This is a genomic window from Pseudomonas sp. W2Aug9, assembly GCF_023127755.1.
Taxonomy (GTDB): Bacteria; Pseudomonadota; Gammaproteobacteria; order Pseudomonadales; family Pseudomonadaceae; genus Aquipseudomonas; species Aquipseudomonas synxantha_A.
Genome location: NZ_SPKL01000028.1, coordinates 139,127 through 165,303, shown reverse-complemented (window position 1 = coordinate 165,303; position 26,177 = coordinate 139,127). Strand labels below are relative to the sequence as shown.

General features: G+C 60.0%; 23 protein-coding genes. 13 read left to right on the top strand and 10 right to left on the bottom strand.

Annotated features, from left to right (window positions below; all coding sequences use genetic code 11):
• Positions 1–2: 2 nt before the first annotated feature.
• The 3 genes from E3O56_RS18760 to E3O56_RS18750 all read right to left on the bottom strand — a co-directional run bounded on the left by E3O56_RS18760 (position 3) and on the right by E3O56_RS18750 (position 3,789).
• Entirely contained in the window at positions 3–1,256 is a 1,254-nt protein-coding gene (locus tag E3O56_RS18760; protein ID WP_248128734.1) for a site-specific integrase, read from the bottom strand.
• A gap of 290 nt (positions 1,257–1,546) precedes the next feature.
• The gene (locus tag E3O56_RS18755) at positions 1,547–1,981 is read right to left on the bottom strand and encodes a hypothetical protein (protein ID WP_248128732.1); all 435 of its coding nucleotides are present in this window, start codon (positions 1,979–1,981) and stop codon (positions 1,547–1,549) included.
• 194 nt (positions 1,982–2,175) lie between these two features.
• Entirely contained in the window at positions 2,176–3,789 is a 1,614-nt protein-coding gene (locus tag E3O56_RS18750) for a methyl-accepting chemotaxis protein (protein WP_248128731.1), read from the bottom strand.
• A 159-nt stretch (positions 3,790–3,948) separates the two neighbouring features.
• On the opposite strand from E3O56_RS18750, the gene E3O56_RS18745 reads away from it, so the two are divergent.
• Complete coding sequence (locus E3O56_RS18745) at positions 3,949–5,160, top strand: multidrug effflux MFS transporter (protein ID WP_248128729.1); 1,212 nt, start codon at positions 3,949–3,951, stop codon at positions 5,158–5,160.
• Between the two features lie 22 nt (positions 5,161–5,182).
• Here the strand turns inward: E3O56_RS18745 and E3O56_RS18740 are convergent, their stop codons facing one another.
• Together E3O56_RS18740 and E3O56_RS18735 are read right to left on the bottom strand one after the other, a co-directional pair.
• Entirely contained in the window at positions 5,183–6,097 is a 915-nt protein-coding gene (locus E3O56_RS18740) for a tyrosine-type recombinase/integrase (RefSeq protein ID WP_032875314.1), read from the bottom strand.
• A gap of 106 nt (positions 6,098–6,203) precedes the next feature.
• Positions 6,204–7,016 (bottom strand): hypothetical protein, encoded by an 813-nt coding sequence (locus tag E3O56_RS18735; RefSeq protein WP_248128728.1) that lies wholly within the window; start codon positions 7,014–7,016, stop codon positions 6,204–6,206.
• A 410-nt stretch (positions 7,017–7,426) separates the two neighbouring features.
• On the opposite strand from E3O56_RS18735, the gene arnC reads away from it, so the two are divergent.
• From arnC to E3O56_RS18675, 12 genes are all read left to right on the top strand, one after another.
• Entirely contained in the window at positions 7,427–8,485 is a 1,059-nt protein-coding gene (gene arnC / locus E3O56_RS18730) for an undecaprenyl-phosphate 4-deoxy-4-formamido-L-arabinose transferase (RefSeq protein WP_248128726.1), read from the top strand.
• Positions 8,482–10,473 (top strand): bifunctional UDP-4-amino-4-deoxy-L-arabinose formyltransferase/UDP-glucuronic acid oxidase ArnA, encoded by a 1,992-nt coding sequence (arnA, locus tag E3O56_RS18725; RefSeq protein WP_248128724.1) that lies wholly within the window; start codon positions 8,482–8,484, stop codon positions 10,471–10,473. The genes arnC and arnA overlap by 4 nt, the downstream gene beginning before the upstream one ends.
• On the top strand, positions 10,473–11,357 hold the full coding sequence (gene arnD, locus E3O56_RS18720; RefSeq protein WP_103735168.1) for a 4-deoxy-4-formamido-L-arabinose-phosphoundecaprenol deformylase: 885 nt from the start codon (positions 10,473–10,475) through the stop codon (positions 11,355–11,357). The genes arnA and arnD overlap by 1 nt, the downstream gene beginning before the upstream one ends.
• Positions 11,354–13,009: a lipid IV(A) 4-amino-4-deoxy-L-arabinosyltransferase gene (gene arnT, locus E3O56_RS18715; protein WP_248128722.1), complete on the top strand. Its 1,656-nt coding sequence runs from the start codon at positions 11,354–11,356 to the stop codon at positions 13,007–13,009. Before arnD ends, arnT begins: the two co-directional genes overlap by 4 nt.
• A complete protein-coding gene (gene arnE, locus E3O56_RS18710) occupies positions 13,006–13,353 on the top strand; it encodes a 4-amino-4-deoxy-L-arabinose-phosphoundecaprenol flippase subunit ArnE (protein ID WP_032875331.1) in 348 nt (115 codons plus the stop codon). The genes arnT and arnE overlap by 4 nt, the downstream gene beginning before the upstream one ends.
• A complete protein-coding gene (gene arnF, locus E3O56_RS18705; RefSeq protein WP_078821367.1) occupies positions 13,350–13,763 on the top strand; it encodes a 4-amino-4-deoxy-L-arabinose-phosphoundecaprenol flippase subunit ArnF in 414 nt (137 codons plus the stop codon). Before arnE ends, arnF begins: the two co-directional genes overlap by 4 nt.
• Complete coding sequence (locus tag E3O56_RS18700; RefSeq protein ID WP_032875337.1) at positions 13,760–15,142, top strand: UDP-glucose/GDP-mannose dehydrogenase family protein; 1,383 nt, start codon at positions 13,760–13,762, stop codon at positions 15,140–15,142. Before arnF ends, E3O56_RS18700 begins: the two co-directional genes overlap by 4 nt.
• On the top strand, positions 15,143–16,765 hold the full coding sequence (locus E3O56_RS18695) for a phospholipid carrier-dependent glycosyltransferase (protein ID WP_248128720.1): 1,623 nt from the start codon (positions 15,143–15,145) through the stop codon (positions 16,763–16,765).
• 321 nt (positions 16,766–17,086) lie between these two features.
• The gene (locus E3O56_RS18690) at positions 17,087–17,275 is read left to right on the top strand and encodes a type VI secretion system contractile sheath small subunit (protein WP_282446895.1); all 189 of its coding nucleotides are present in this window, start codon (positions 17,087–17,089) and stop codon (positions 17,273–17,275) included.
• A gap of 165 nt (positions 17,276–17,440) precedes the next feature.
• Positions 17,441–18,148, top strand: coding sequence for an HPP family protein (locus E3O56_RS18685; RefSeq protein WP_248128716.1), 708 nt, complete (start codon positions 17,441–17,443; stop codon positions 18,146–18,148).
• A 131-nt stretch (positions 18,149–18,279) separates the two neighbouring features.
• Complete coding sequence (locus E3O56_RS18680; RefSeq protein WP_005788310.1) at positions 18,280–19,380, top strand: enoyl-CoA hydratase/isomerase family protein; 1,101 nt, start codon at positions 18,280–18,282, stop codon at positions 19,378–19,380.
• 3 nt (positions 19,381–19,383) lie between these two features.
• On the top strand, positions 19,384–20,535 hold the full coding sequence (locus tag E3O56_RS18675; RefSeq protein ID WP_005788309.1) for an acyl-CoA dehydrogenase family protein: 1,152 nt from the start codon (positions 19,384–19,386) through the stop codon (positions 20,533–20,535).
• 75 nt (positions 20,536–20,610) lie between these two features.
• On the opposite strand, the gene E3O56_RS18670 is transcribed toward E3O56_RS18675, so the two are convergent.
• The 5 genes from E3O56_RS18670 to E3O56_RS18650 are packed head-to-tail and all read right to left on the bottom strand — an operon-like array spanning position 20,611 to position 26,167.
• Complete coding sequence (locus tag E3O56_RS18670) at positions 20,611–21,384, bottom strand: enoyl-CoA hydratase (RefSeq protein ID WP_223018320.1); 774 nt, start codon at positions 21,382–21,384, stop codon at positions 20,611–20,613.
• Between the two features lie 11 nt (positions 21,385–21,395).
• Positions 21,396–22,523, bottom strand: a complete 1,128-nt coding sequence (locus tag E3O56_RS18665) for an acyl-CoA dehydrogenase family protein (protein WP_248128714.1) — start codon at positions 22,521–22,523, stop codon at positions 21,396–21,398.
• A 9-nt stretch (positions 22,524–22,532) separates the two neighbouring features.
• Positions 22,533–23,717, bottom strand: coding sequence for an acetyl-CoA C-acyltransferase (locus E3O56_RS18660; protein ID WP_248128713.1), 1,185 nt, complete (start codon positions 23,715–23,717; stop codon positions 22,533–22,535).
• A gap of 11 nt (positions 23,718–23,728) precedes the next feature.
• Complete coding sequence (locus tag E3O56_RS18655; protein WP_248128711.1) at positions 23,729–24,496, bottom strand: SDR family NAD(P)-dependent oxidoreductase; 768 nt, start codon at positions 24,494–24,496, stop codon at positions 23,729–23,731.
• 21 nt (positions 24,497–24,517) lie between these two features.
• Positions 24,518–26,167 (bottom strand): AMP-binding protein, encoded by a 1,650-nt coding sequence (locus tag E3O56_RS18650; RefSeq protein WP_032875355.1) that lies wholly within the window; start codon positions 26,165–26,167, stop codon positions 24,518–24,520.
• Between the last annotated feature and the right edge of the window lie 10 nt (positions 26,168–26,177).

Below are 26,177 nucleotides of genomic sequence, written 5' to 3'. Positions count from 1 at the left end.
CCTTAACTGTCAAGTCGGCTCCAGGCTGCCGAGGTGCGCTGGGCATTGTGGAGGTTGGCCGACTCGGCTAGATAACGACCTGCGTAACGGCGTGGCATAGTCGAGGTCTCAGACCAACCGCAGACTCGCCGTAGTTCGTCCGTGGCCCGCTCGAGGTCATGCCCACGCTTTTCGACCAGGTAAGCCAAAAAGTGGTCTGCAAAGGTGTGGCGAAAGTCATGCGCAGAAAGTGTAGGCAACAATCCTGGATGAGCCAGCTCAATGGTCAGAAACAGCCGATCAAGAACGTTAGACAACGCGCGGATCGACAGCGGGCGGCCACGATCCGAGATGAACAAATAGCGATACAGCAATTTCATCGGTTTACCGTCACGCAGAGGGCGCCGGTCGTGCTGGATATAGCGCTCGTAGACCTCATACAACTGTGCGGAGATGCCTACGGTCCGCCCATGTGTTTTGAGCGCAGGCTCTTCAACGCGCGGGTCGCAGGGATCATGTTCGCGGTCATTGATGCTGACATAGGCGTGCTGAGAACCTTTATTGATATCCGTGGTGTAGAGCTTCAGAAGCTCTCCGCGACGGATGCCGGTCTCCAAGAGCAATTCAATCATTAGCCAGTTACGCAGTTGCAAACGTTCCGGGAACGGATTCGCCGCAGCGTCAGGGCGAATCAGCATGCGAACGATCTGTAGTTGCGTATCTGTCAGGCTGCGGTAACGAATGCGATCGGGACGAGCATTGATGATATGGCTCTCAAAGCGCCGCTCAATGACGTCGGCAACATCGGCAAATACCACGTTGATGTCAGCCTGTGTGGTTGAATTCTGACGGACGCGCGGGATGTAACGGGTGACGCACCAAGACAGGTATTTCTTCAGCAGGCGCAGGTACTGGTCACGTGTTCGTGAACTGATCTGCTGAAAAAGTACAGTGCCAGCTTTGCCGATTCGGGCGATCAGATTATCGGCATGACGGCCACTTTGGAGCCAAATAGCGTAACCGTCCAGCAAAGCCAGAATCGCCTCAAAGTGGCAGGCCAAGATGGCCTCATCGATATCCAGATCTCGGCTTTTGGCATAGGCGTAGAAAGCCTGGATCGCGCGCAGGTGCGCCGCAGCCGTGTTGTAAGCGCGGTGCCTGAGTTTGAGCTGGACGTAGATGAACGGAATAAGTATGGGCAACGGCGTCGTATCACCAGCTTGTACAAGCAGCGGTAGTCGGTGACCTGAAGAGAAACGGCACTGAATCAGTTTCATCGACAGCTGCCTCATTCAAGAAATCGTCATGAACACTATGAACATGGCCCGTTGAGAGAGTAGACGTCAAATACGAATTGGTCGAATCAGTGACTTACGTGGCTTATGAACATATCTAACATAGCACCTCGTTTAACATAATATACATTATGCGAACCACTGAGCCATCCTTCAGGGGCTCTGTTCGGCGCATTTCACTAAGCGACCTAGACCACCGCGCGCCAGATTCATAAGCAGCCATCGTTGCCCTCGCTGACCTGCCTCCGTTTGACCCTTGGGCCACCGGGCATTTACGGCGAGTCAGCACACGGTTCACCAACGCTGTGGTGAAATGGATAACGTTGCCCGTCATAACGCAGTACTGGGAAACAAGAGCCCGGGCCGCCGACCTCGACATCAGGCCAACCATTACTGCCTTTGCCAGGGAGAAACTCAGCGACGCCGCTTTCTTTGAGCATGAGTTTCCAGTGACCGTCAGTCTGCTGGCTGACTAGATAAAATCCAGTACCCGCTTGCCCATAACAGTCAGTGCTGCCTTCGGTAATCAACGCATCCGGCCGACCGTCGCCGTTCAGGTCCTTGATCAGCTCCATGGTTGCCGGCGTGTAGCTACCTGTTGTCTCGATTTCGCACTCCGACGTCTCTTGGTTAAATCCAGCAGCGCGGAAAGCTTTTATCTGCTCGCTACGCGGCAGTTCATCCGCCAGCGCCGTGGCACTGATCACGAAACATGCCACCCATAGACCTGACGTAAGCCTTCCCCGCATATAGACCGTCCCTTTATGATGCTCAAATGTAAAGTATCGTGCACGTACCCACACTAGCGTGAAGGATGAGCTAGCTCTGCCCTTATTATATAACCACTGACTATAACTAAACTAAATGACTATTTAGTTGAGTTATATATAGATAGGCCGGTTCACAACCTGAACCGATCCACCGACTGCGACAGCTTCCCCGCCAAACTCGACAATTCATCCGTCGTTGACGCCGTGTCTCCAATCACGCGGCTGTTGTTTTGCGACATACCTGCAATCATCTCCACCTGGTGAGCAATTTCATTGCTGGCCAGGCTTTGCTCGCTGATGGTGCGGGAAATATCGTTGACCAATTCGGTGGTGCTGAGCGTGGCCTGAAGGATCTCGCGAATGGCGCGTTCCACTTCGGCGGTAACGGCCATGCCCTTGTCCACTTGAGCAACGCCCTCCTCCATGCTGGTCACCGCTTCCCGGGTGTTCAGCTGGATGCGCCCGACCATACTGGCGATCTCCTGCGTGGATGCGCTGGTGCGTCCGGCCAGGCTGCGCACTTCATCGGCGACGACTGCAAAGCCGCGGCCCTGCTCACCTGCACGGGCGGCTTCGATGGCGGCGTTGAGGGCCAGCAGGTTGGTCTGGTCGGCGATGCCTTTGATCACTTGAATAATGCTGTAGATCGCCTCGGACTCCTTGTCCAGTGTGCGGATCACTTGGGCCGATTGCTGCGCTGAACGGGCAATGCCATCCATGTCGCTGACAACCTGGTGAATGACGCGGCCGCCGTCCTTGGCCAGGGTTTCTGCCTGGTTGGCCATGTCGAGGGCACGTTGGGCGTGGCGAGTGATTTCCTCAATGCTGGCAGTCATTTCGCTAGCGGCGGCGGCCATGGTGCTGGCGGCGGCGCTTTGCTGTTGACTGCTGCCTGCGACTTCATGGCAACCCTGGCTCAGTTGTTCGCTCATGCCATTGACGCCGTGGGCGTTGCTGCGAACCACTTCAATCATGCCGCGCAAATCCCGCTGCATGGTGGCCAGGCTGCGAATCAGCGCACTGGCTTCATCGTGATTTCTGGGCTCGATAATAGGTTCGCTCAAGTTGCCATGGGCAATGCTGTCGGCAATGCGGCTGGCGGTACGCAGTGGCCCCATGATGCTCAGGATCACCCAGCGCCCTTGTGCCAGCAGCAGTAACAGGCTGGCGATCAGTACCACGGCCAGGGTCCAATTGGCGTGGCTGATGGTTTGTCGGGTACTGATACTGGTCAGTTGAGTCTTGTTTTCGATCAGTTCGCTCAAGGCCGCCATTTGATCTTCCAGCCGACTGAACGCGGCATTGAAGGTCTCCAGCTCACCACGGGCGGCTTCGGGGTTGTCCAGGGCCAGCGCGACGATACGCTCACCGGCGCTGATATAGGTATCCAGGCTGGGCTTGATGTTTTCCAGGCTCGCCTTGATTGCATCGTCCAACGGCTGCTTGAAGTTGTCCGCCAGCACCTGGCGAAAGTGGTCGGCATGTTCCTTGAGCGAGCTGTTGACCTGGGCTGGTGTGCTGGTGCTTTTGCCTAGCCCCACCAACATGGCCGATAGCACGTCGGCACGCAGGGCGTCGTGCATCATGTCGGCTTCCATGTGATTACGCAGCACGGTCATGCTGACGTCATTGTCCTGTACCGCATCGCCCATCCGGGTATTTCCCAAATAGCTGGCCAGGCTCATGATCAAGGCGGTGAGCAATCCGGTCCCAATCAACAGCATCAAGCGTAATTTGATCGTCATGCTGGTATCCCCGTGCCAGGACCATCGGTTGGGAATCCAACCGTTCAAGTGCTCACTGTTAGCTGTATCGGCAACAACTCCTTGTTAGTGAAGCCTAAGTTTGCGGATCTGCGCGTTTCACTTAAGCTGACCGTCCTTTGCTCCAGCCGGACCTGCCAAATGTCTCGAAGTATCGCCCATCTCGCCCTGCTGCTGGGCTTGATCACCGCCGTCGGCCCGTTTGCCATCGACATCTACCTGCCCGCGCTGCCAACCCTGGGCGCAAGCCTTGGGGCCTCACCGGCGGCGGTGCAGATGAGCCTCACCGTGTTCTTCATGGTCATTGGTGTGTGCCAGTTGTTCTACGGGCCGATCAGCGATGTGTTCGGGCGCAAACTGCCGATTTATGCGGGTTTGGTGATCTTTACCGTTGGCAGTATCGGCTGCGCATTGGCGCCGACGATCGAAGTATTGATCGGATTTCGTGCCATACAGGCGTTCGGTGCCTGTGCGGGGATGGTGATCCCGCGGGCGATCGTGCGCGACCTGTACACCGGCCATGAGGCAGCGCGCCTGATGGCTTTGCTGATGCTGGTGATGAGTGTTTCGCCAATCCTCGCGCCGCTGGCCGGCAGCCTGGTGATTTCGATCTGGAGTTGGCGCGAAGTATTTGCTGTGCTGGCGGTGGTCGCCGTGCTGTGCCTGGTCATGACCATCGCGCAACTACCGGAAACCCACCCGGCCGAACGCCGTTTGGGCAAGACCCTGGGCAATGCATTCGGCAGTTATGGAGCGCTGTTGCGCGACCCGGTATTCACCGGGTTATCGGTGGTGTGCGGGTTTGGCCTTGCGACCTTCTTTGTATTTATCGGCAGCGCGCCCTTCGTATACATCGAATATTTCGGCCTGACACCGACGCAGTTCAGCCTGTGTTTTGCCCTCAACGCCGCCTCGTTTTTTGCCATGAGCCAACTGACCGCACGCCTGAGCGCACGGTTTGGTCTGGCGCCGCTTATTCGTTGGTCGGTGGTCGCAGTAGCCACGATCATGGCCCTGTTGGCAGCCACCACATTCTGGGGTGATAGCCTGCCCTTGATGATGGGCCTGCTGTTTATCGGGTTCGGTTTTCTCGGCCTGTTGCTGCCGGCGGCAGGTGTGCTGTCGCTGGAAGATCATGGCGCGGTGGCAGGCTCTGCGTCTGCCTTGCTTGGCGCGATCCAGATGGTTACCGCGGCCGTTTCGATGACCCTGGTGGGCGTATTCGCCGACCATACTCCTGCACCGATGTTGATCGGCATTGCGCTATGTGCGCTTGCCGCGATGCTCACCACGTTGTGGACCTTGCGCCGGTTGCCGGCGCACCTGGCCTCAAGCGTCCCGCCCTCCTCCTGAGGCTTGCCCTACCCCGCCCAGCTCACAGATCAAAGCGGTCCACTGCCCTGCGCCGCTCATTGTCGTCGCGTACGTCGTAGCTGGCGGTGGTCTGGATATTGGTGTGATGCGCCAATTTCTGGGCAATCGACAAATCATGCTCTTCGATCACTCGGGTGATGAACGAACGGCGGAAATCATGGGGCATGATTTTCACACCCACCTGATCACCGCGCTGCCGAGCAATGTAATAAATCGCATGTTTGGTAATGCGTTCGCGCGTGATGTGGCTGCCCCGGCGGATACGGTTGAACAGAAAGGTGTCGTCCTGCTCACCTTCCTTGAGTTGTTCACGACGAAACTCAAGCCACGCCCGCAGTTTTGCGAACGCCCAGTCCGGCGCGTACTTGATCAGTTCCTTATTACCTTTGCCGATCACCCGCAGGCTGCGCTGATCAAAATTGATCTGCGCGAGGTCGAGATTGACCGATTCCGACTTGCGCATCCCGGAACCATACAACAGGCCGATCACTGCGGCATCCCGCAGCCCCTGGGGCCGAGGATCGGCTGCGCATACATCGAGCATCTCGCGGATCAGTGTACGACGCAGGTTGCGGCCCTGCCCCAGGCGCGTACCGGCGGCAGCCTTGACCGAGCGCATCTTCAACAGGTGATCCTGGCTGATCAAGCTCATGCGCCACGCTTCATTCATCACTCCTCGTACCGCATTCACGTACAGCGATGAGGTATTCGGCGCATAGCCGTCCTCGCGCAATGCGGCCACCAGTGCGACGACGTGTTCGGGTTGCAGTAGATGCCAGTCAATGTCTTCGAGGTTGAGGTCTTCGAAACCCAGGCGGTCGGCGGCATCCTGCAGCACGTAGCGCATGGTCAGTTGGCTGGAGGGCGCCAGGCGAGTGAGGTAGAGGGTCAGCGGGTTGCGGATAGTCTCGGTCAAGGGATCAGCCTTTGGATTAAATACATCAAACAACTCGTTGATTAATCGATGTATTTAGTGGGTTGGCGAAGACTGAGTCTAACCCAGGCGCGGCCCTGGCACAAAATCACGGCGCCAATTCGACTTCCTCTGCCGGTTCCTGCGGTTGCGCCAGGGACTGGCTCCAGTCAGCGTCCTGTCGCTGCATCAGCGCAAACCAATGCCCACGCATAAACGTCAGGTAGCCAGCCGGGGCCTTGGCAAAGTCCTTCTCGTCGCCATAGCAGCCTGGCAGTGGCAGTTCGGTGCCCTGCTCCTTGTACTGGCTGACCAACTTCTGTTGGGCCTCGACGCTGCAGTCAGTGGGCAAGGGCATGCCGCGCAGGGCACCGGCATCTTCGTCCCACCAACTGGCGCCGACGCGATCGAGGCCGCGCAGGCGATACTTGCCGGACTTGCCGACCCGCATGATCAGCTTGAACTCATTGGGGCTCACATCACTGGTACAGGTGCGCGAATAACCGACCGTGACCTGGGTATTGCCGTCGCGCAGCAGGTCGGTGACTTTGGTGGCCGCCTGATCAAAGCGCAGGCTGGCGTCGAACTCGCAGTGTTGCACGTCGTCGTGCAGCATCCAGACCCGCTTGGGGCGATCGCCCGTGAGCAGGTACTGCGCTGCGTAGACAAACGCCGACTGGGTGCCATCATCCTCCCGCTCGCTGACCTGCTCGGCGAGTACCAGCAGGTTCTTGCCCTGAAGGTCATCCCAGGTATAAGCAGCGACTTGCTTGCCGGGCACTTCCACACCTTCCGGCACCTGTTCAATGCTGGTCAGTGCGATCCCTTCATCGGCGCGTACGCTGGTGACACAGGCCATCGTCATCAATAATCCCATCAACGCAGGCCGCAACTGGCCGCGCAAAAGCTGCACGCTATTCATCCGAGTACCCTGGCAAGAGATGGCTTACTTTACCGGCACTTGAGCGCCAATGCAGAGAAGATTGTTCAATCACCGGCATTGGCCGAGCGGGAGCGCCCGGATTGAACCAAACGCCCGGCACAGCGTTCCGATCTGACCATCCGGCCTGCACATGTAACGCCTTGATTACTTAGCTGAACCCTAGCTGTCTACCTGTCAAATAAACGAGTTTTTCATCCGCCTTTCATATTCGTTGCACACATTTGCGCTTAACCTTGTAAGCAGTACTTCAGGGCATTCCGTGGTTTATCGACTAACCTGTTGATTACGCTTTATCTTTAGCGCCGCGTTGTCATCTGCGGGCTGTAGTTCTGCCCGATGATTGCTGCTGTTTTCACGCGTCAAGTTGCTCCAGCCGAGGTCATGAAACTTTGAAACCCTACCCTATTCACTGCGTGTCGATCGTTATCCCGGTCTACAACGAACAAGAGAGCCTGCCGGAGCTGCTGCGTCGTACCACAGCAGCCTGCAAGCAGCTGGCCTACGAATACGAAATCATCCTGGTGGATGACGGTAGCCGCGACAATTCGGCCCAACTGCTCGAAGACGCCGCCGCTGAAGAAGGCAGCCATGTTGTAGCGGTGATCCTGAACCGCAACTACGGCCAGCACGCCGCGATCATGGCCGGCTTCGAACAGTGCCGTGGCGAAGTCGTAATCACCCTCGACGCCGACTTGCAGAACCCGCCGGAGGAGATCCCGCGCCTGGTGGAGCAAGCTGCCCTGGGCTACGACGTGGTCGCCACCGTGCGTAACAACCGCCAGGACTCCGCGTTCCGTCGCTGGCCGTCGCGCTTGATCAACCTGGCCGTGCAGCGCTCTACCGGCGTGGCCATGACCGACTACGGCTGCATGTTGCGTGCCTACCGCCGCACCATCGTCGACGCCATGCTCGCCTGCCGTGAACGCAGCACCTTCATCCCGATCCTGGCCAACGGCTTTGCCCGCCATACCACGGAAATCCTCGTGCACCACGCCGAGCGTGAGCACGGCGAGTCCAAATACAGCGCCATGCGCCTGATCAGCTTGATGTTCGACCTGCTGACCTGCATGACCACCACACCATTGCGCCTGCTGTCCATCGTCGGTTTCAGCCTCGCGGCGTTGGGCGTGCTGTTCGCCTTTGCGCTGATCGTCATGCGCCTGGCCTTCGGCGCCGATTGGGCGGGTGATGGTCTGTTCGTGCTGTTTGCGGTGCTGTTCGTGTTTACCGGTGGCCAGTTCATCGGCATGGGCCTGCTGGGCGAATACCTGGGCCGCATGTACAGCGATGTACGCGCCCGCCCGCGCTTCTTTATTGAAAAAGTGCTGCGCAACCAGCCGGCAGCACCGACTCCAGTCGTCGTCGTTGACGGCCTGGTGTCTTCCCATACTTCTACTTCTACTTCTACTTCTACTTCTACTTCTCCTTCGGATCAGGTTCAGTCATGAGTTCAAAAGCTGTTGTCTTCGCTTACCACGATATCGGCTGTGCAGGCATTGAAGCCCTGCTCGGTGCGGGTTACGACATTGCTGCCGTGTTCACCCATGCCGATGACCCCAAGGAAAACAATTTCTACGGCTCCGTCGCCCAACTCTGCGCACGCCATGGCATCCCGGTGCACGCCCCGGAAGACGCCAACCACCCGCTGTGGGTCGAGCGCATCGCCAAGTTGAACCCGGAGTACATCTTCTCCTTCTACTACCGCAACCTGCTGAGCGAACCGCTGCTGGCTACCGCTCGCAAAGGCGCGTTCAACCTGCACGGTTCGTTGCTGCCTAAATACCGTGGCCGCGCCCCGGCCAACTGGGTGTTGGTCAACGGCGAAACCGAAACCGGCGTCACCCTGCACCGCATGGTCAAGCGTGCCGATGCCGGCGCCATCCTCGCCCAGCAGAAAGTCAGCATCGACCGCACCGATACCGGCCTGAGCCTGCACGCCAAGTTGCGTGATGCGGCCACAGCCTTGCTGCGCGACGCGCTGCCACAATTGGCCCTGGGCAAGCTGACCGAAACCGCCCAGGACGAAAGCCAAGCCACCTGTTTTGGCCGCCGCACTGCCGCCGATGGCAAGCTGGACTGGAAAAAGCCTGCCGAACAACTGTTCAACCTGGTGCGCGCGGTGACGCAGCCGTACCCGGGCGCCTTCTGCGCAGTGGGCGAGCACAAGCTGATCGTATGGCAAGCCGACGTGGTCAAGGGCAACGACGGTTTGGCGCCAGGCCGTGTGATCAGCGTCAACCCGCTGCGTATTGCCTGCGGTGAAGACTCCTTGGTCATCAAGTTTGGCCAGCGTAACGAAAACGGACTGTACCTGGCCGGTCCGGCCCTGGCCGATGAACTGGGCCTGGTGGATGGCTCCGTACTGCGTGGCGCCGAGTCTGGCCGCAAGCCACGTCGTACCCGCGTGTTGATCCTGGGCGTAAACGGCTTTATCGGTAACCACCTGTCCGAGCGCCTGCTGCGTGACGACCGTTACGAAGTCTATGGCCTGGACATCGGCTCCGACGCCATCGAGCGTCTGCGCAGCCACCCGAATTTCCATTATGTGGAAGGCGATATCAGCATCCACACCGAGTGGATCGAATACCACATCAAGAAATGCGACGTGGTCCTGCCATTGGTTGCCATCGCCACGCCAATCGAATACACCCGTAACCCACTGCGTGTGTTCGAACTGGACTTCGAAGAAAACCTCAAGATGGTGCGCTACTGCGTCAAGTACAACAAGCGCGTGATCTTCCCCTCGACCTCCGAAGTCTATGGCATGTGCCAGGACCAGTATTTCGATGAAGACACCTCCAACCTGGTGGTCGGTCCGGTCAACAAGCAGCGCTGGATCTACTCGGTGTCCAAGCAACTGCTGGACCGCGTGATCTGGGCCTACGGCGACAAGGGCCTGAAGTTCACCCTGTTCCGTCCGTTCAACTGGATGGGCCCGCGTCTGGACCGCCTGGACTCTGCGCGTATCGGCAGCTCCCGCGCCATTACCCAATTGATCCTGAACCTGGTGGAAGGTACGCCGATCCGTCTGTTCGACGGTGGTGAGCAGAAGCGTTGCTTCACCGACATTGCCGACGGTATCGAAGCGCTGGCGCGCATCATTGATAACGACAATGGCGTGTGCGACAGCCAGATCATCAACATCGGCAACCCGGAAAACGAAGCGAGCATCCGCCAGTTGGGCGAAGAGCTGCTGCGTCAGTTCGAGGCTCACCCACTGCGCCACAACTTCCCACCGTTCGCCGGTTTCCGCGACGTCGAAAGCAAGGCGTTCTATGGCACGGGCTACCAGGACGTGGCGCACCGCAAGCCGAGCATCGAGAACGCCAAGCGCCTGCTGAACTGGGAGCCGAGCGTGCAGATGAGCGAAACCATCGGCAACACGCTCGATTTCTTCCTGCGTGAAGCCATGCTTGAAATTGCGGATAAAAAGTAATGCAGGCAGGTCTTCGCATCGACGTCGACACCTACCGTGGCACCCGTGAAGGTGTGCCGCGGCTGCTCGAATCCCTGGATGAAGCCGGGGTAAAGGCGACGTTCTTCTTCAGTGTCGGCCCGGACAACATGGGCCGCCATCTGTGGCGCCTGATTCGGCCACAGTTTTTGTGGAAGATGCTGCGTTCCAACGCCGTCGGCCTGTATGGCTGGGACATCTTGCTGGCCGGCACCGCCTGGCCAGGCAAGCCGATCGGCCGCGACCTGGGGCATCTGATGCGCCAGGCCAAGGCCGCCGGGCATGAAGTCGGCCTGCACGCCTGGGATCACCATGGCTGGCAGGCCAATACCGGGCGTTGGAGCGAGGCACAGCTGGTCGAGCAGATTCGGCGTGGCGTGCAGACTTTGAGCGACATCCTAGGCGAGCGCGTGGACTGTTCAGCCGCCGCCGGGTGGCGCGCCGACGAACGTGTGGTGCAAGCCAAGCAAGGCTTCAATTTTCGCTACAACAGTGATTGCCGGGGCACCAGCCTGTTTCGACCGACACTGGCCGATGGCAGCGCGGGCACCCCACAAATTCCGGTAGACCTGCCGACCTTCGACGAAGTCGTCGGGCCGGTGGTGGCTGCCAATGATTTCAACCGCTTCATCCTGGACCGGTTCAGCGCAGCGAAGCTGAACGTCTACACAATCCACGCAGAAGTTGAAGGGATTCTGATGGCCAATGATTTTCGCCAGTTGCTCGCCCAGGCCGGGCAGCGCGGCATTGATTTCAAACCCTTGGGTGATCTTCTGCCCGCAGATGTAACCACCCTGCCCCAACAAAAACTGGTGCGCGGCGCATTGAGCGGCCGCGAGGGTTGGTTGGGAGTACAGCAGGCATGATTCGTCGCTGGGCCTTGCCCCTGCTCCTGCTGGCGTTTGCCGCGTTTTACCTGCTGCCGCTGGCCACCCATGGCCTGTGGATTCCCGATGAAACCCGCTATGCGCAGATCAGCCAGGAAATGCTGCTGACCGGCAAATGGGCCTCACCGCACTTCATGGGTATTCGTTACTTCGAAAAACCCGCCGCGGGCTACTGGATGATTGCGCTGGGCCAGGCGATTTTCGGGCAGAACCTGTTCGGCGTGCGGTTTGCCTCGGCCTTGAGCAGCGCCTTGAGCATTGTGCTGGTTTACCTGGTATCCCGCCGGTTATGGAGCGACCCGCACAAAAGCCTGGTCAGCACCCTGCTGTACATGAGCTTCGTCAGCGTGGCGGCCCTCGGTGGTTATTCCAACCTGGACCCGCAGTTCACCTTCTGGGTCAACCTGACCGGCGTGGCGTTGTGGTTCTGCTTTGACAGCAGCACGCGGCGCGGCCGACTGTGGTCCTGGGCGCTGTTGGGTTTCGCGTGCGGCATGGGCTTCATGACCAAGGGCTTCCTGGCCTGGTTGCTACCGGTATTGATCGCCCTGCCCTACGCCCTCTGGCAAAAACGCCTGGGTGAGTTGTGCACGGTTGGCGGCGTGGCCGTGGTGGTTGCAATTGCTGTCAGCGTGCCGTGGGCATTGGCTGTGCACCTGCAAGAACCGGACTACTGGCATTTCTTTTTCTGGCACGAGCACATCCAGCGCTTTGCCGGGGAAGATGCCCAGCACGCTGAGCCGTTCTGGTATTACCTGCCGCTGCTGGTAGCGTTCGCGCTACCGTGGGTAGCCCTGTTGCCGTCCACGCTCAAGCAGGCATGGCTGCAAAAGCGCGCGCCGAAAACCGCATTCCTGCTGCTATGGCTGTTGATGCCGCTGGCGTTTTTCAGCCTGGCCAAGGGCAAGTTGCCCTCCTACATCATGCCTTGCATGCTGCCCCTGGCGTTGCTGATGGGCTCGACCTTGAGCGACAAGCTCAAGCAAGGCCACGGTCGCGTCCTGCGCATCAATGGCTGGCTGAACCTGGCGATCGGTGTGCTGGTATTGCTGGCCCTCAGCTGGTTCCAGTTGAAAAAACCGGTGTACGAGCCGGGTGAGGAAACCTTCAGCCTGGTGCTGGTGTTCATCTTCCTGTTCGGTTGGATCGTGGTCAACCTGCTGCAAGCGGCACGGCCCTTGACGTTGTGGGCCGCGCCTCTGATTGGCAGTGGGCTACTAGTGGTTTTGGTGCCTGCGGCATTGCCCCATTCGGTGGTTTATAACAAGACCCCGGACCAGTTCATCATCGATCACATCGAGGAATTACAGCCCACTGTCGCCCTGTTGAGCAACGATCTGGGCGCTGCTTCTGCACTGTCCTGGCGTCTCAAACGACCGGATATCACGCTCTACAACACCTCGGGCGAGGTCAAGTACGGGCTGGCTTACGCCGACACGGCCCATCGGCTGGTCGACCGTAATGCGATCCAGGCGTGGATGGCGCAAACCCGCCGCACCGGTGCCGTGGGTGTGGTGATGCGCGTCAACAGCCAAGGTGAAAAGGACGAGCTCGCGCTGCTGCCCACCGATGGCAAGCGTTATGCCCAAGGCAAGATCGTGATCCTCATTTTCCCGCAGGTCGCGCCATGACCACCCTGCTGCTGTTGCTCACAGCCTGCTTGCTCACCTGCATGGGCCAGGTATCGCAAAAGTTTGCCGTGGAAAGCTGGCGGAACCTGCCTCAAGGCTGGGCATTGAAGGTGCGCTCGCCGTGGTTATGGTCAGCGTTGGTGTGCCTGGGCCTGGGCCTAGTGGTGTGGCTGCTGGTATTGCAACGCCTGGAAGTGGGGATTGCCTACCCCATGCTCAGCCTGAATTTTGTGCTGGTCACGCTGATGGCGCGCTTTGTATTTCACGAACCCATTGATGGCCGCCACTGGCTGGGTGTGGGGCTGGTGATTGCCGGCGTCGTGCTGCTGGGGCGCCAGGTATGAGCCGCATAAAGGGTTTCGCCCTGGCCCTGGGCAGTGTCGGCCTGGTGAGTGGCGCCCAATTGGGCATGCGCTGGAGCATGACGCGCCTGCCCTTGCCCACCGAGTGGCTGGCCGCCTTCGCCCACAACAGCATCGACCTGAGCGCTCTGGGCGTGGTGATCCTGGCGATCATCGCCTACGCGCTGTCGATGCTCTGCTGGCTTGGCGCACTCAAGCATTTGCCTCTGGGCCGTGCCTACTCGCTGCTCAGCATCAGCTACGCGTTGGTCTATCTGCTGGCCGCCAGCCTGCCGGTGTTCAACGAAGCTTTCTCGCTTTCAAAAACCCTGGGGGTGGCCTTGGTCATCCTCGGCGTACTGGTTATCAACTCTCGTCGTGCATGCACCTCAAGTCCCAGGAATACCCCATGAAAATCAGCGTATTTGGTAGTGGTTACGTTGGTCTGGTACAGGCCACTGTATTAGCCGAAGTCGGTCACGATGTCATTTGCATGGACGTTGACAAGAGCAAGGTCGAGTCGCTCCAGAAAGGTCACGTGACCATCTTCGAGCCGGGCCTGGCCGCGATGGTCAAGGACAACCTGGAAAGCGGACGCCTGCATTTTACCTACGACGAAAAACTCGCTGTCGAGCACGGTGAAGTGTTGTTCATCGCCGTGGGTACGCCGTCGGATGAAGACGGCTCTGCCGACCTGAAATACGTGCTGTCGGTGGGTGACGCCGTGTCCCGCCACCGCGTGCAGCCGGTAATCCTGGTGGAGAAATCCACCGTGCCGGTCGGCACCGGTGACACCCTGCGCGCTCATATCGAAAAGAACCTGAATGCCGCTGGCCGTCAGTTGGAGTTCGATATTGTCTCCAACCCGGAATTCCTCAAGGAAGGCTCGGCCGTTGCCGACTGCCGCCGCCCGGACCGCATCATCATTGGCTGCGAGCGCGAGGAAGTACGTGAGGTCATGCGCGACCTGTACGCGCCGTTCAATCGCAACCACGACCGCATCATCTTTATGGACCTGCGCAGCGCCGAACTGACCAAGTACGCCGCCAACTGCATGTTGGCCACCAAGATCAGCTTCATCAACCAGATTGCCGAACTGGCCGAGCACCTGGGCGCCGATATTGAATCGGTGCGCCTGGGCATTGGTGCCGACTCGCGAATCGGCTACCACTTCATCTACCCAGGCTGTGGCTACGGCGGCTCGTGCTTCCCCAAAGACATGCGTGCCTTGATCCATAGCGCCAAGCAAGCCAACTGCTCCAGCGACCTGCTCGAAGCAGTGGAAGCCATCAACCAGCGCCAGAAGAGCAAGCTGTTCGAGCGCATCAATGCGTTCTTCAAGGGCAATCTGAAGGGCAAGACCTTCGCCCTGTGGGGCCTGGCCTTTAAGCCCAACACCGATGACATGCGCGACGCTCCCAGCCGCGTGCTGATGGAAGCCTTGTGGGCCGCCGGTGCCAATGTGCGCGCCTTCGATCCGGAAGCCATGCAGGAAACCCAGCGGATCTATGGCGACGACCCGCGCCTGATGCTGATGGGCACCCCGGAGTCCACCCTGGGCGGCGCCGATGCGCTGATCGTGTGCACCGAATGGCAGCAATTCAAGGCGCCGGACTTCGACCTGATTCACCAGCGCTTGAAAACCCCGGTGATCTTCGATGGCCGCAACCTGTATGACGGCGAACGCCTGACACGCAAAGGCTTCAAGTATTTCCCCATTGGCCGTGGCGATTCCTGCGAGTTGCCGATTCCCCAGCAAAACTGGGTGGAACAGGTCAGGGATGTCGGCTAGGTGAACAAGGCTTTCCCATCCATGCAGAGCGCCACAATCCGCCGCCATTCACTGGGGCTTGGGCTCTTGGCGCTGGTGCTGTTTATCGCCGGCAACTGGCACCAGGCAATTATTGGCTTTGATTCACGCTTCGTGGTGTTTGCCCAGGAAATGCTGCGCCACGGGCCTGGTTTCTTCCCCACGACCTACGGCCAACCGTATGCCGACTACCTGGCGACTTCAACGCTGCTGACCTGGCTGCTGTCGTTGCCATTGGGCCAGGTCACCAGCCTGACGGCATGGCTGCCCACCGCGGTCGCGTCAGCAGTGATCGTAATGCTGGTCTACCGCCTGACTGCGCCCTACTCCCCGCGCTGGGGGCTGTTGAGCCTGGCAATCTTGCTGCTCAGCAGCACCTTTGTCAGCGAAACCCGCGCGGTCTCCTTGGACCAGATGCTCGCCGCCGTGACCCTGGCGGTGTTCTATCTGGGCTATGCCCATGATCACTTCGCTGCTGCCAAGCGCTTGCATTGGGTGTTTGTGTTATTGCTGCTCGGGTTTGCACTGCGTGGGCCGATTGGCCTGGTGATCCCCACAGGCGTTTTGTGCAGCTATTACCTGATCAACCGCCAATGGCGCAGCCTGTTCAGCTTCGGCCTGCTGGCGTTGGCGCTGCTGGCAGCGTGCGTCGGTCTGTTGCTGCTGCTGGCCAAGCTCAGCGGCGGCGAAGACTTCATGCATGACGTGATTCGTATGCAGTTCTTGGGGCGCATGGATGGCAGCGAAGGCTCCGGCGGTGTGCTGTATTACTTCACCAGCTCCATGGGTAACTACGCGCTGGCTTATCCGCTGGCAATATTGGTACTGGTGGCGGTCATGATCGGCGGGCGGCGCACACCGGATCCGGCATTGAAGCTGGTGTTGTATTGCGCAGCCGCGGGTGTGCTGGTGATGGTGGGCCTGTCGGTGCCCCAGGCGAAAAAAGCGCGCTATATCCTGCCGATGTTGCCGATGGCAGCGATCATTGCCGCGTATCCGTTCCAGGCGACACAGGGGCGACTGTTTGCCTGGCTGCGCGGCCTGATGCTGGGCGTCTGGACGCTATTGCCGACGCTGTTGGTGATTGGCCTGCTAGTGGCGCGGCGGCGTTATCCGGAGCCGCTGGCCCACCTCGAAGTGATCTTCGCCGTGCTTGGGCTGCTTCAGATCCTGGCGCTGCTGACACTGCTCAAGTCCCGACTGCGTACGTATGGCCCGGCCCTGGCTGCAGTGCTGGCCCTTTGGACAACCTACATCCTCGTGGTCGAACCCCTGGAGCGTCGGTTATACGACACCCGCACGTTCAGCCTCGCCGTCAAGGCTCAAGTCCTGCAGCAACCGGCGCCCGTGGTGCTGCACGCGCTGGGTAAAGACGCGAAAGCCATCAAGTTCATGGTCAACTTCGATTGTGACAAGGTCCCGCTGTTTACCCAATTGCCCATTGAATTGAAGCCGATCCAGGCCCCGGCATGGTTGGTCATGAGCCAGGCCGACTTCGAAGGGCTGGACGATCCACGCTTGCGTTCGATCACGCCCACGCTGACCGGCGAGTTCGACAAGAACCCCTACGTATTGTTGCATCTGGTAAAAACCACGGTGCCATGAGCACTTTTCCAGGGGCATTGTAAGAAAGAACGCCGACTCTTTAACCAGTAGGCGTCTTTCATCACAAGCACCAAGAAAACACCTACATTCCTTTGCGTAATAGCTGGTGCACTTTCCCTTCCTGTGCCTGGAACCCGACGGTAGACTCGCTGCCACGTGCGTTAAGTATCTACCACCCGATCGTCAGGGCTGTCCCGAAAGCGCTTGGGTCAAGGCACGCCATAACTACAAGGACGCTGTAGGCTGCCCAAGCGCGATGGCTTACTTCATTGAGAGGACAATGCCGTGCGAGAGGAACTGTTGAATGTACCTTTACCAAGACTGGATCGTTTGATGGCATTGCGCGACGCGCTGGTGGCGTTGAAGGGGCCACTGGCCGACGACGCCAAATTGCGCGAAAACCTGCATGAGAGCTTGTTCAATGAAGAGGCCAATAACCGGGTGCTGGGCAAACTCTGCACACCAGCGCCCACTGTGGCAGGCCCCATTACCTTCGGAGACACCCTTTAACTGCATAATATTTGCGTTTAACCTTCATTAATATGCAGTGGTGCGATCAGACCAACCTCGGCACACTGCACGGGTTCCTCCCCCAAATGTTGGAACGTTCAAAGGGCTGCACCGGGAAACCAGGCAGGCCTTTTTTTTCGCCCGCCGTTTATGGATCGTCTTTAAATGCTCGCTCGCTGGTTACCCGCTGCAATCAACACCCGCCCCGCTGAATGGAGTCGTGCCGGCATCGGCATGGCTTTGGGCACAATGTTCAGTGTCTGGGCTTGCGCCCAGGTATTCGGCATGGAGATCGCCCTGCATTTGCTCGGCCCCCTTGGCGCTTCGGCCGTGTTGCTGTTTGCGGTGTCATCGGGAGCGCTGGCCCAGCCATGGTCGATCATGGGCAGTTACCTGTGTGCCGGCATCGTTGCATTGCTGGTGGCACGGGTACTGGGGCGAACCCTGGGTAGCGCGTGCCTGGCGGCGGGCATGACGGTAATCCTGATTTGTTGGCTGCGTTGCCTGCACCCACCGGCCGGTGGCCTGGCCATGACCCTGGTACTGGCCGACCCTGCGTCCATCGCCCTGGGCTGGTATGAACTGGCGCCGGTCATGCTGGGTGCCGGCGCTCTGCTGGGATGCGCACTGCTCTATAACAATGCCACGCGCACACGTTACCCCAAGGGGCCAGCCGAGCCTGCTCCTGTCGTCCTCGGCATTCAGCCCGTGAGCGATCCATCGATTACAGCGGCCGACCTCAAGCTGGCGCTGGCCGAAATGGAGCAATTTTACGATGTCGAGCCCACTGAGCTGGAACAACTGATCCACGCAGCAGAAGGCCATGCACGACGTCGCAGTATCGGTGAGGTCCTGGCCAACCGCGCGGCTTGATCCCTGCTGCATAAATGCAAAAACGACCTGCATGATTACCGGTTGTACTGGGCAAATTTGCACTGGTAGGATCGCGAGAAGGTTCGCCCGCGAACATCTTGATAAAGAACAATAAAAGCAGGGAGTTAGTGATGACTGCTCAGGTTTCATCCGAAGCAAGCCACGCCGATATTCAGCAGGAAGTACTGAGTGAAGTGCGTAACCATATCGGCCACCTCACCCTCAATCGCCCCGCCGGCTTGAATGCCATCACCCTCGACATGGTCCGCCAGTTGACGGCGCAGTTGCAGGCGTGGGCGGATGACCCGCAGGTTTATGCCGTGGTGCTGCGTGGCGCCGGCGAAAAAGCCTTCTGCGCTGGCGGCGACATCCGCTCGCTGTACGATAGTTTCAAGAACGGCGACACCCTGCACCAGGATTTCTTCGTGGAGGAATATGCCCTTGACCTGGCCATCCACCATTACCGTAAACCGGTCGTGGCACTGATGGACGGCTTCGTCCTCGGCGGCGGCATGGGCCTGGTACAAGGCGCGGATCTGCGGGTCGTCACTGAACGCAGTCGCCTGGCGATGCCGGAAGTGGCTATCGGCTACTTCCCTGATGTAGGCGGCAGCTATTTCCTGTCGCGTATTCCCGGTGAGCTGGGGACTTACCTTGGCGTGACCGGGGTGCAGATACGTGCCGCCGATGCGCTGTATTGCGGGCTGGCCGACTGGTCTATCGACAGTGCCAGACTCCCCGCCCTGGACAACAAGCTCGACCAGTTGCAATGGAGCGATTCCCCCCTCAAGGATTTGCAAGGTGTGCTCGCCAAACTGGCGGTGCAGCAATTACCCGATGCGCCGCTGGCGGCCCTGCGCCCGGTCATTGATCACTTCTTCGCCCTGCCGGATGTACCTAGCATCGTCGAGCAATTGCAGGCAGTTACGGTCGCCGACACCCACGAATGGGCGTTGACTACCGCCCATCTGATGCAGACCCGCTCGCCCCTGGCCATGGCCGTGACCTTGCAAATGCTGCGTCGTGGTCGGCACCTCCCGCTGGAACAGTGCTTTGCTCTGGAGCTGCACCTGGACCGTCAATGGTTCGAACGTGGCGACCTGATTGAAGGCGTTCGCGCCCTGATCATCGACAAGGATAAAGCCCCGCGCTGGAACCCGCCCACGCTCAATGCGCTGGATGCCAGCCACGTCGAGAGCTTCTTCCACAGCTTCGCGCAGATTGAGAAATAAGCCATGCAAGATCTTGAATACACAGAAGAACAAATCATGATCCGCGACATGGCGCGGGACTTCGCCCGTGGCGAAATTGCTCCCCATGCCCAAGCCTGGGAGAAAGCCGGGTGGATCGACGACGCGCTGGTGGCGAAGATGGGCGAACTGGGCCTGCTCGGCATGGTGGTCCCGGAAGAATGGGGCGGCACCTATGTGGACTACGTGGCCTACGCGCTGGCCGTGGAGGAAATTTCCGCGGGTGACGGCGCCACGGGCGCCTTGATGAGTATCCATAATTCAGTGGGTTGCGGGCCTATCCTCAACTACGGCACAGCTGAGCAAAAACACACATGGCTGGCCGAACTCGCCAGCGGCCAGGCCATCGGCTGCTTCTGCCTGACCGAACCTCAGGCCGGCTCCGAAGCCCACAACCTGCGCACCCGTGCCGAATTGAAAGACGGCCAGTGGGTGATCAACGGCGCCAAGCAATTTGTCAGCAACGGCAAGCGCGCCAGGTTGGCCATCGTGTTTGCGGTGACCGATCCGGAACTGGGCAAGAAGGGTATTTCAGCGTTTCTGGTGCCTACCGACACCCCGGGTTTTGTGGTCGACCGCACCGAACACAAGATGGGCATCCGTGCGTCGGACACCTGTGCCGTTACGCTCAACCAATGCAGCGTGCCGCAAGCTAACCTGCTGGGTGAGCGCGGCAAGGGCCTGGCAATCGCCCTGTCCAACCTGGAAGGTGGGCGCATCGGTATTGCCGCCCAGGCCTTGGGCATCGCCCGCGCCGCCTTTGAAGCAGCGCTGGCTTATGCCCGGGATCGCGTGCAGTTCGACAAGGCGATCATCGAACATCAGAGCGTGGCCAACCTGTTGGCTGACATGCAAACGCAGCTGAATGCAGCACGCTTGCTGATCCTCCACGCTGCGCGCCTGCGCAGTGCCGGCAAACCATGCTTGTCCGAAGCTTCCCAGGCCAAGCTGTTTGCCTCGGAAATGGCCGAGCGTGTCTGCTCCAAGGCGATGCAGATTCATGGGGGGTATGGGTATCTGGAAGACTATCCGGTGGAGCGTTACTACCGGGATGCGCGGATCACGCAGATTTACGAAGGCACCAGCGAGATTCAGCGGATGGTGATTGCCAGGGAGCTCAAGCACTACCAGCTCTGACTGACACACTGCAAAAAACTGTGTCAAACGCTGCAGTTCAAATGTGGGAGGGGGCTTGCTCCCTCCCACAGTGTTTTACTTATCCTTGAACTCCGGCGCCCGCTTGGCCACGAATGCGGCCATGCCTTCCTTCTGATCCTGGGTCGCAAACGCCGCGTGGAACACCCGGCGCTCAAAGCGCACGCCTTCGGACAGGCTGACTTCAAAGGCGCGGTTCACGCTCTCCTTGACCATCATGCTGATCGGCACTGACTTACTGGCGATCAGGGCAGCGACTTTCAGCGCTTCGTCCAGCAACTCATCGGCCGGCACGATACGCGCCACGATCCCGCAACGCTCGGCTTCGACGGCGTCGATAAAGCGCCCGGTCAGGCACATTTCCATGGCCTTGGCCTTGCCCACGGCGCGGGTCAGGCGCTGGGTGCCGCCCATGCCCGGCAGCACGCCGAGGTTGATTTCCGGCTGGCCGAACCTGGCACTGTCACCGGCCAGGATAAAGTCGCACATCAACGCCAGTTCACAGCCGCCACCGAGGGCAAAGCCATTCACCGCCGCAATGATCGGCTTGCGGCGGTTGGCCACACGGTCACTGTCGCTGAACAGGTCGTCCATGTAGATCTGCGGGTAAGTCAGCTCGGCCATTTCCTTGATGTCGGCGCCGGCCGCAAAGGCTTTTTTCGAGCCGGTGAGCACGATGCAGCCGACCTCTGGGTTGGCCTCCAGGTTATCCAGCGCCTGGTTCAGTTCGCTGACCAGTTGCGCGTTCAAGGCGTTCAACGCCTGCGGGCGGTTGAGGGTAATCAGCCCGACGCGGCCCTGGACGTCAAGCAGGATGGTTTCATAACTCATGTATCGGCTCCTTATAGATTGCGTGAGATGACCATGCGTTGAATATCGCTGGTGCCTTCGTAAATCTGGCAGACCCGCACATCGCGGTAGATCCGCTCCAAGGGGAAGTCGCTCAGGTAACCGTAACCGCCCAGGGTTTGCAAGGCGGCCGAACAGACTTTCTCGGCCATTTCCGAAGCAAACAGCTTGGCCATGGACGCCTCCACCAACGCCGGCTTGCCGCTGTCACGCAGGGCCGCGGCGTAATGCACCATCTGCCGGGCCACGGCAATTTGCGTGGCCATGTCCGCCAGGCGAAAGGCGACGGCCTGGTGTTCGATCAACGGTTTGCCGAAGCTTTCCCGCTCACGGGCATAGTCGCGGGCTGCTTCGAAGGCGGCGCGGGCCATGCCCACCGACTGGGATGCGATGCCGACACGGCCACCCTCAAGGTTGGCCAGGGCGATCTTGTAACCCTCGCCCTCCTCGCCCAGGCGATTGGCCACGGGCACCTTCACGTTTTCAAACAGGATCTGGCAAGTGTCGGAAGCATGTTGCCCGAGCTTGTCTTCGACTCGCGCCACGGTGTAGCCCGCAGAGTCAGTGGGTACGATGAAGGCACTGATCCCGCGCTTGCCCGCTGCTGGGTCGGTGACGGCAAACACAATCACGATCCCGGCGTTTTGCCCGGAGGTGATGAACTGTTTGCAGCCATTGAGCACATAGTGATCGCCTTCAAGGCGTGCACGGGTCTTCAAGCTGCTGGCATCGGAACCGGCCTGGGGTTCGGTCAATGCGAAGGCACCGAGCATGGTGCCACTGGCCAGGGGCGTGAGGAATTGGGCCTTTTGCTGGTCATTGCCGAACTTGAGGATCGGCACGCAGCCCACCGAGTTGTGCACACTCATGATGGTCGAGCACGCGCCGTCACCTGCGGCGATTTCTTCCAGGGCCATGGCGTAGGCCAGGTAGCCGGTGTCGCAACCGCCCCACTGTTCCGGCACCAACATGCCGAAAAAGCCCAGTTCGGCCATTTCAGCGATGGCTTCCTTGGGAAAGCGATGCTCGCGATCCCATTCGGCGGCGAACGGCTTCAAGCGTTCCTGGGCAAATTGCCGGGCGGCGTCGCTGATTTGCAGTTGTTCGTCATTGGGCAGCATAAGTCATCCTTAGTAGAGGCATTCAACGGCCATGGCCGTGGCTTCCCCGCCGCCGATACAAATGGCCGCGACGCCACGCTTGAGGCCCTTCTGGCGCAGGGCCGACAGCAGTGTCACCAGGATCCGCGCACCCGAAGCACCAATAGGATGGCCCAGGGCGCAGGCACCACCATGCACGTTGACCTTGTCGTGAGGGATCGCAAGCTTGCTCATGGTCACCAGGCTGACCACGGCAAAGGCTTCGTTGATTTCGAACAGGTCGACGTCTTCCAGGCGCCAGCCAGTCTTGCTCATCAACGTGCGTATCGCCCCCACCGGCGCCACCGGAAACAGCCCCGGCTCATCGGCAAACGCGGCGTGCCCGTGGATCACCGCCAACGGCTTGAGGCCACGTTTAAGGGCGTCCGACTCGCGCATCAGCAGCAATGCCGCGGCGCCGTCGGAGATCGAGCTGGAATTGGCCGCGGTGACGGTGCCGCCTTCACGGAACGCCGGCTTCAGGCTGGCGATCTTGTCCAGCTTGGCTTTAGGCGGCTGTTCATCGTGCAGGATGGTTTTTTGTTCCTTACCCACGGTGACCTGCACCGGGACGATCTCGCTGGCGAAGCTGCCATGGGTGATGGCCTCCTGCGCGCGCGTCAGGGACGCGATGGCGAAGGCATCCTGAGCTTCCCGGGTAAAGCCGTTGTGCTCGGCGCAGTCTTCGGCAAAGGTGCCCATCAGGCGGCCCTTGTCGTAGGCATCCTCCAGGCCATCGAGAAACATATGGTCAAGCACCTTGCCGTGCCCCATGCGGTAGCCGCTGCGCGCACGATCCAGCAGGTACGGTGCGTTAGACATGCTTTCCATGCCGCCGGCGATCACCACATCGACGCTGCCGGCGCGCAATGAGTCGTGGGCGAGAATCGCTGCTTCCATGCCCGAGCCGCACATCTTGTTCAGGGTGGTGCAGCGGGTGGACTTGTCCAGGCCGGCGCCCAGGGCCGCCTGGCGTGCAGGTGCCTGCCCGAGCCCGGCCGGCAGTACGCAGCCAAACAGCACCTCGTCCACCGCATCGGTGGCGATACCGGCGCGTTCAACGGCGGCGCGAATCGCTGCGGCGCCCAGCTGCGGTGCGGTCAGGCTTTTGAGGTCGCCCTGGAACCCGCCCATGGGCGTGCGCACGGCGCTGACAATCACAATAGGGTCGTTCATACAGGCACTCCTTACTTGGCGGCCATACGCAAGGCACCGTCGAGACGGATCACCTCACCATTGAGCATGCTGTTTTCAAGGATATGTCGCACCAGCGCGGCATATTCGGCGGGTTTGCCCAGGCGCGGTGGAAACGGCACGCCAGCGGCCAGGGAGTCGCGAACTTCCGGAGTCATGCCGGCCATCATCGGGGTTTCGAAAATGCCCGGGGCGATGGTCATCACGCGGATGCCGAAACGCGCCAGTTCCCGAGCGGCGGGCAAGGTCAAACTGGCAATCGCACCTTTGGACGCGGCATACGCGGCCTGGCCGATCTGCCCATCGAATGCCGCCACCGAGGCGGTATTGATGATCACACCGCGCTCGCCGTCGGCATTCGCTTCGGTTTCTGCGATCGCCGCAGCGGCCAGGCGCAAGAGGTTGAAGCTGCCGATCAGGTTGACGTTGATCACCTGGGCAAAGCTGGCCAGCCCATGCGGGCCGTTCTTGCCAAGGATTTTCTCGCCGCGCACGACACCGGCGCAGTTGATCAGGCCATGCAAACCACCAAACGCCTCCACCGCTGCCTTCACGGCAGTTTCGGCAGCGGCTTCCTGGCAGATATTTGCCACGGTGCTACGAGCGTTGTCGCCCAGTTGCGTGGCCTTGGCGGCAACGGCGTCAGCGTTCAAGTCCACCAGCATGACTTTGGCGCCGGCCGCGATGAGCATGTCAGCCGTGGCCGCGCCGAGGCCAGAAGCACCGCCGCTGACCAGAAATACCTTGTTTTCAATCTGCATCGTTGTTTCCTTTGAAAGGGATCAAGCCACGGCCGCCTGGGCCTTGGCTATTTCCTGATTGCGCAAAATGAAGCGTTGCAGCTTGCCGCTCGGGGTTTTGGGCAAGTCGCTGACAAATTCGATTTCCCGTGGGTAAGCATGGGCGGCCAGGCGCTGGCGTACATGCAGGCGCAGCTCTTCGGCCAGTTCCGGGGTGGCGCGGTATTGCTCGCTGATCACCACGAAGGCTTTCACCAGTTCAGTACGCTCAGGGCATGGTTTGCCGACCACGGCGGCCTCGACCACCGCCGGGTGTTCGACCAGGGCGCTTTCGACATCGAATGGCCCCACGCGGTAGCCGGAAGTGGTAATCACGTCATCGCTGCGCCCGACAAAACTGATACTGCCGTCGGGGTTCAATTCCACCGTATCGCCACTGAGGTAGTACTTGCCGACGAAGGCTTTGGTCTTCACACCGTCGTAGCCGGCAAACCAGCACATCGGCGATTGCTCGCGGTCGATGGCCAGAATGCCGGGCTGCCCGGCTGGCAGTTCCTGGTGGTTGTCATCCAGCACCACGATGCGGTGCCCGGGCGAAGCGAACCCCGCCGAGCCCACATGCACCGGATGCGTCAAGCCGTGGTGATTGCACAAGACCATGCCCAGCTCGGTCTGGCCGTAGTGGTCGTGGATGGTCACCTCCAGGTTGTCGGCGAACCAGCGGATCACCTCCGGGTTCAACGGCTCGCCGGCACTGCTGACGATGCGCAGCTTGCCCTTGATTGAACGGGCGAACTGCTCGCCGCCGGCAATCAGCAATCGATACGCCGTGGGCGAGCCGGTCAGGTTGGTGATCGCGTATTTATTGATGACCCGGCAGGTGCTTTCCAGGGTGAACGGGCCGTCGTAGAAGGTAATCGGATGCCCCATGGACAACGGCCCGGTCACACCGAAATAGATGCCATAGGCCCAACCGGGGTCGGCGACGTTCCAGAACGCGTCTTCAGGGCGCAAGTCCACGGCGTCGCGCATATAGCCCTGGAACGCGACAATGGCTTTGAGCGGCACCGAGAGTGCTTTGGAGGGACCGGTGGTGCCCGAAGTGAACATCAGCAGGAACGGATCCTCCGCGCCCAGCAACACCGGCTCGCAGACGTTGGAGTAGTTGGGCAGCTCAGCCCAGAAGCTATAGTCGCCACGCACGATGCCCTCGCCCTTGGCGCCGGTGACCGTGACAATGGTCGGGCAGCCGGCGACTTCGGCCAGCTTGGGGCGGTTCACCGCGTCGGTGACCACCAGCGCCGCGCCGGAGCTGGTCAGGCGATGTTCAATGGCCTTGGGGCCGAAGGCAGTAAACAGCGGCTGATACACCGCGCCGATGCGCCAGGTTGCGAACACCACCACCAGCAACTCGGCCGTACGTGGCAGCAGGCCCGCCACCTTGTCGCCGCGCTTGACGCCCTGGGCCAGGAGGAAATTGGCGAAGCGTGCGGCCTGATCCTGCAATTCAGTAAAGGTCGACGTGGCGCTGCGCCCGTCCCGACCCTCCCAGAACAACGCGATGCGCCCTGGCAGCGCGTGGCGGTCACAGCACTCCACGCAGGCATTGAGCGCCTGCAGGTTGCCAGCCAGTGCGGCATCGACAGTGCGCTGATAATCAAACTCGGTGGTGGCGGCCAAATACTCACGCATCGTTTCAATC

Excerpts from the sequence above, each read along its gene's own strand:
- E3O56_RS18665 (WP_248128714.1), bottom strand. The coding sequence starts at position 22,523 with ATGCTGCCCAATGACGAACAACTGCAAATCAGCGACGCCGCCCGGCAA.
- E3O56_RS18745 (WP_248128729.1), top strand. The coding sequence starts at position 3,949 with ATGTCTCGAAGTATCGCCCATCTCGCCCTGCTGCTGGGCTTGATCACC.
- E3O56_RS18750 (WP_248128731.1), bottom strand. The coding sequence starts at position 3,789 with ATGACGATCAAATTACGCTTGATGCTGTTGATTGGGACCGGATTGCTC.
- arnA (WP_248128724.1), top strand. The coding sequence starts at position 8,482 with ATGAGTTCAAAAGCTGTTGTCTTCGCTTACCACGATATCGGCTGTGCA.
- E3O56_RS18675 (WP_005788309.1), top strand. The coding sequence starts at position 19,384 with ATGCAAGATCTTGAATACACAGAAGAACAAATCATGATCCGCGACATG.
- arnT (WP_248128722.1), top strand. The coding sequence starts at position 11,354 with ATGATTCGTCGCTGGGCCTTGCCCCTGCTCCTGCTGGCGTTTGCCGCG.
- E3O56_RS18735 (WP_248128728.1), bottom strand. The coding sequence starts at position 7,016 with ATGAATAGCGTGCAGCTTTTGCGCGGCCAGTTGCGGCCTGCGTTGATG.
- E3O56_RS18760 (WP_248128734.1), bottom strand. The coding sequence starts at position 1,256 with ATGAAACTGATTCAGTGCCGTTTCTCTTCAGGTCACCGACTACCGCTG.
- E3O56_RS18670 (WP_223018320.1), bottom strand. The coding sequence starts at position 21,384 with ATGAGTTATGAAACCATCCTGCTTGACGTCCAGGGCCGCGTCGGGCTG.
- E3O56_RS18660 (WP_248128713.1), bottom strand. The coding sequence starts at position 23,717 with ATGAACGACCCTATTGTGATTGTCAGCGCCGTGCGCACGCCCATGGGC.
- arnD (WP_103735168.1), top strand. The coding sequence starts at position 10,473 with ATGCAGGCAGGTCTTCGCATCGACGTCGACACCTACCGTGGCACCCGT.
- E3O56_RS18685 (WP_248128716.1), top strand. The coding sequence starts at position 17,441 with ATGCTCGCTCGCTGGTTACCCGCTGCAATCAACACCCGCCCCGCTGAA.
- E3O56_RS18680 (WP_005788310.1), top strand. The coding sequence starts at position 18,280 with ATGACTGCTCAGGTTTCATCCGAAGCAAGCCACGCCGATATTCAGCAG.
- arnF (WP_078821367.1), top strand. The coding sequence starts at position 13,350 with ATGAGCCGCATAAAGGGTTTCGCCCTGGCCCTGGGCAGTGTCGGCCTG.
- arnE (WP_032875331.1), top strand. The coding sequence starts at position 13,006 with ATGACCACCCTGCTGCTGTTGCTCACAGCCTGCTTGCTCACCTGCATG.
- E3O56_RS18700 (WP_032875337.1), top strand. The coding sequence starts at position 13,760 with ATGAAAATCAGCGTATTTGGTAGTGGTTACGTTGGTCTGGTACAGGCC.
- E3O56_RS18650 (WP_032875355.1), bottom strand. The coding sequence starts at position 26,167 with ATGCGTGAGTATTTGGCCGCCACCACCGAGTTTGATTATCAGCGCACT.
- E3O56_RS18655 (WP_248128711.1), bottom strand. The coding sequence starts at position 24,496 with ATGCAGATTGAAAACAAGGTATTTCTGGTCAGCGGCGGTGCTTCTGGC.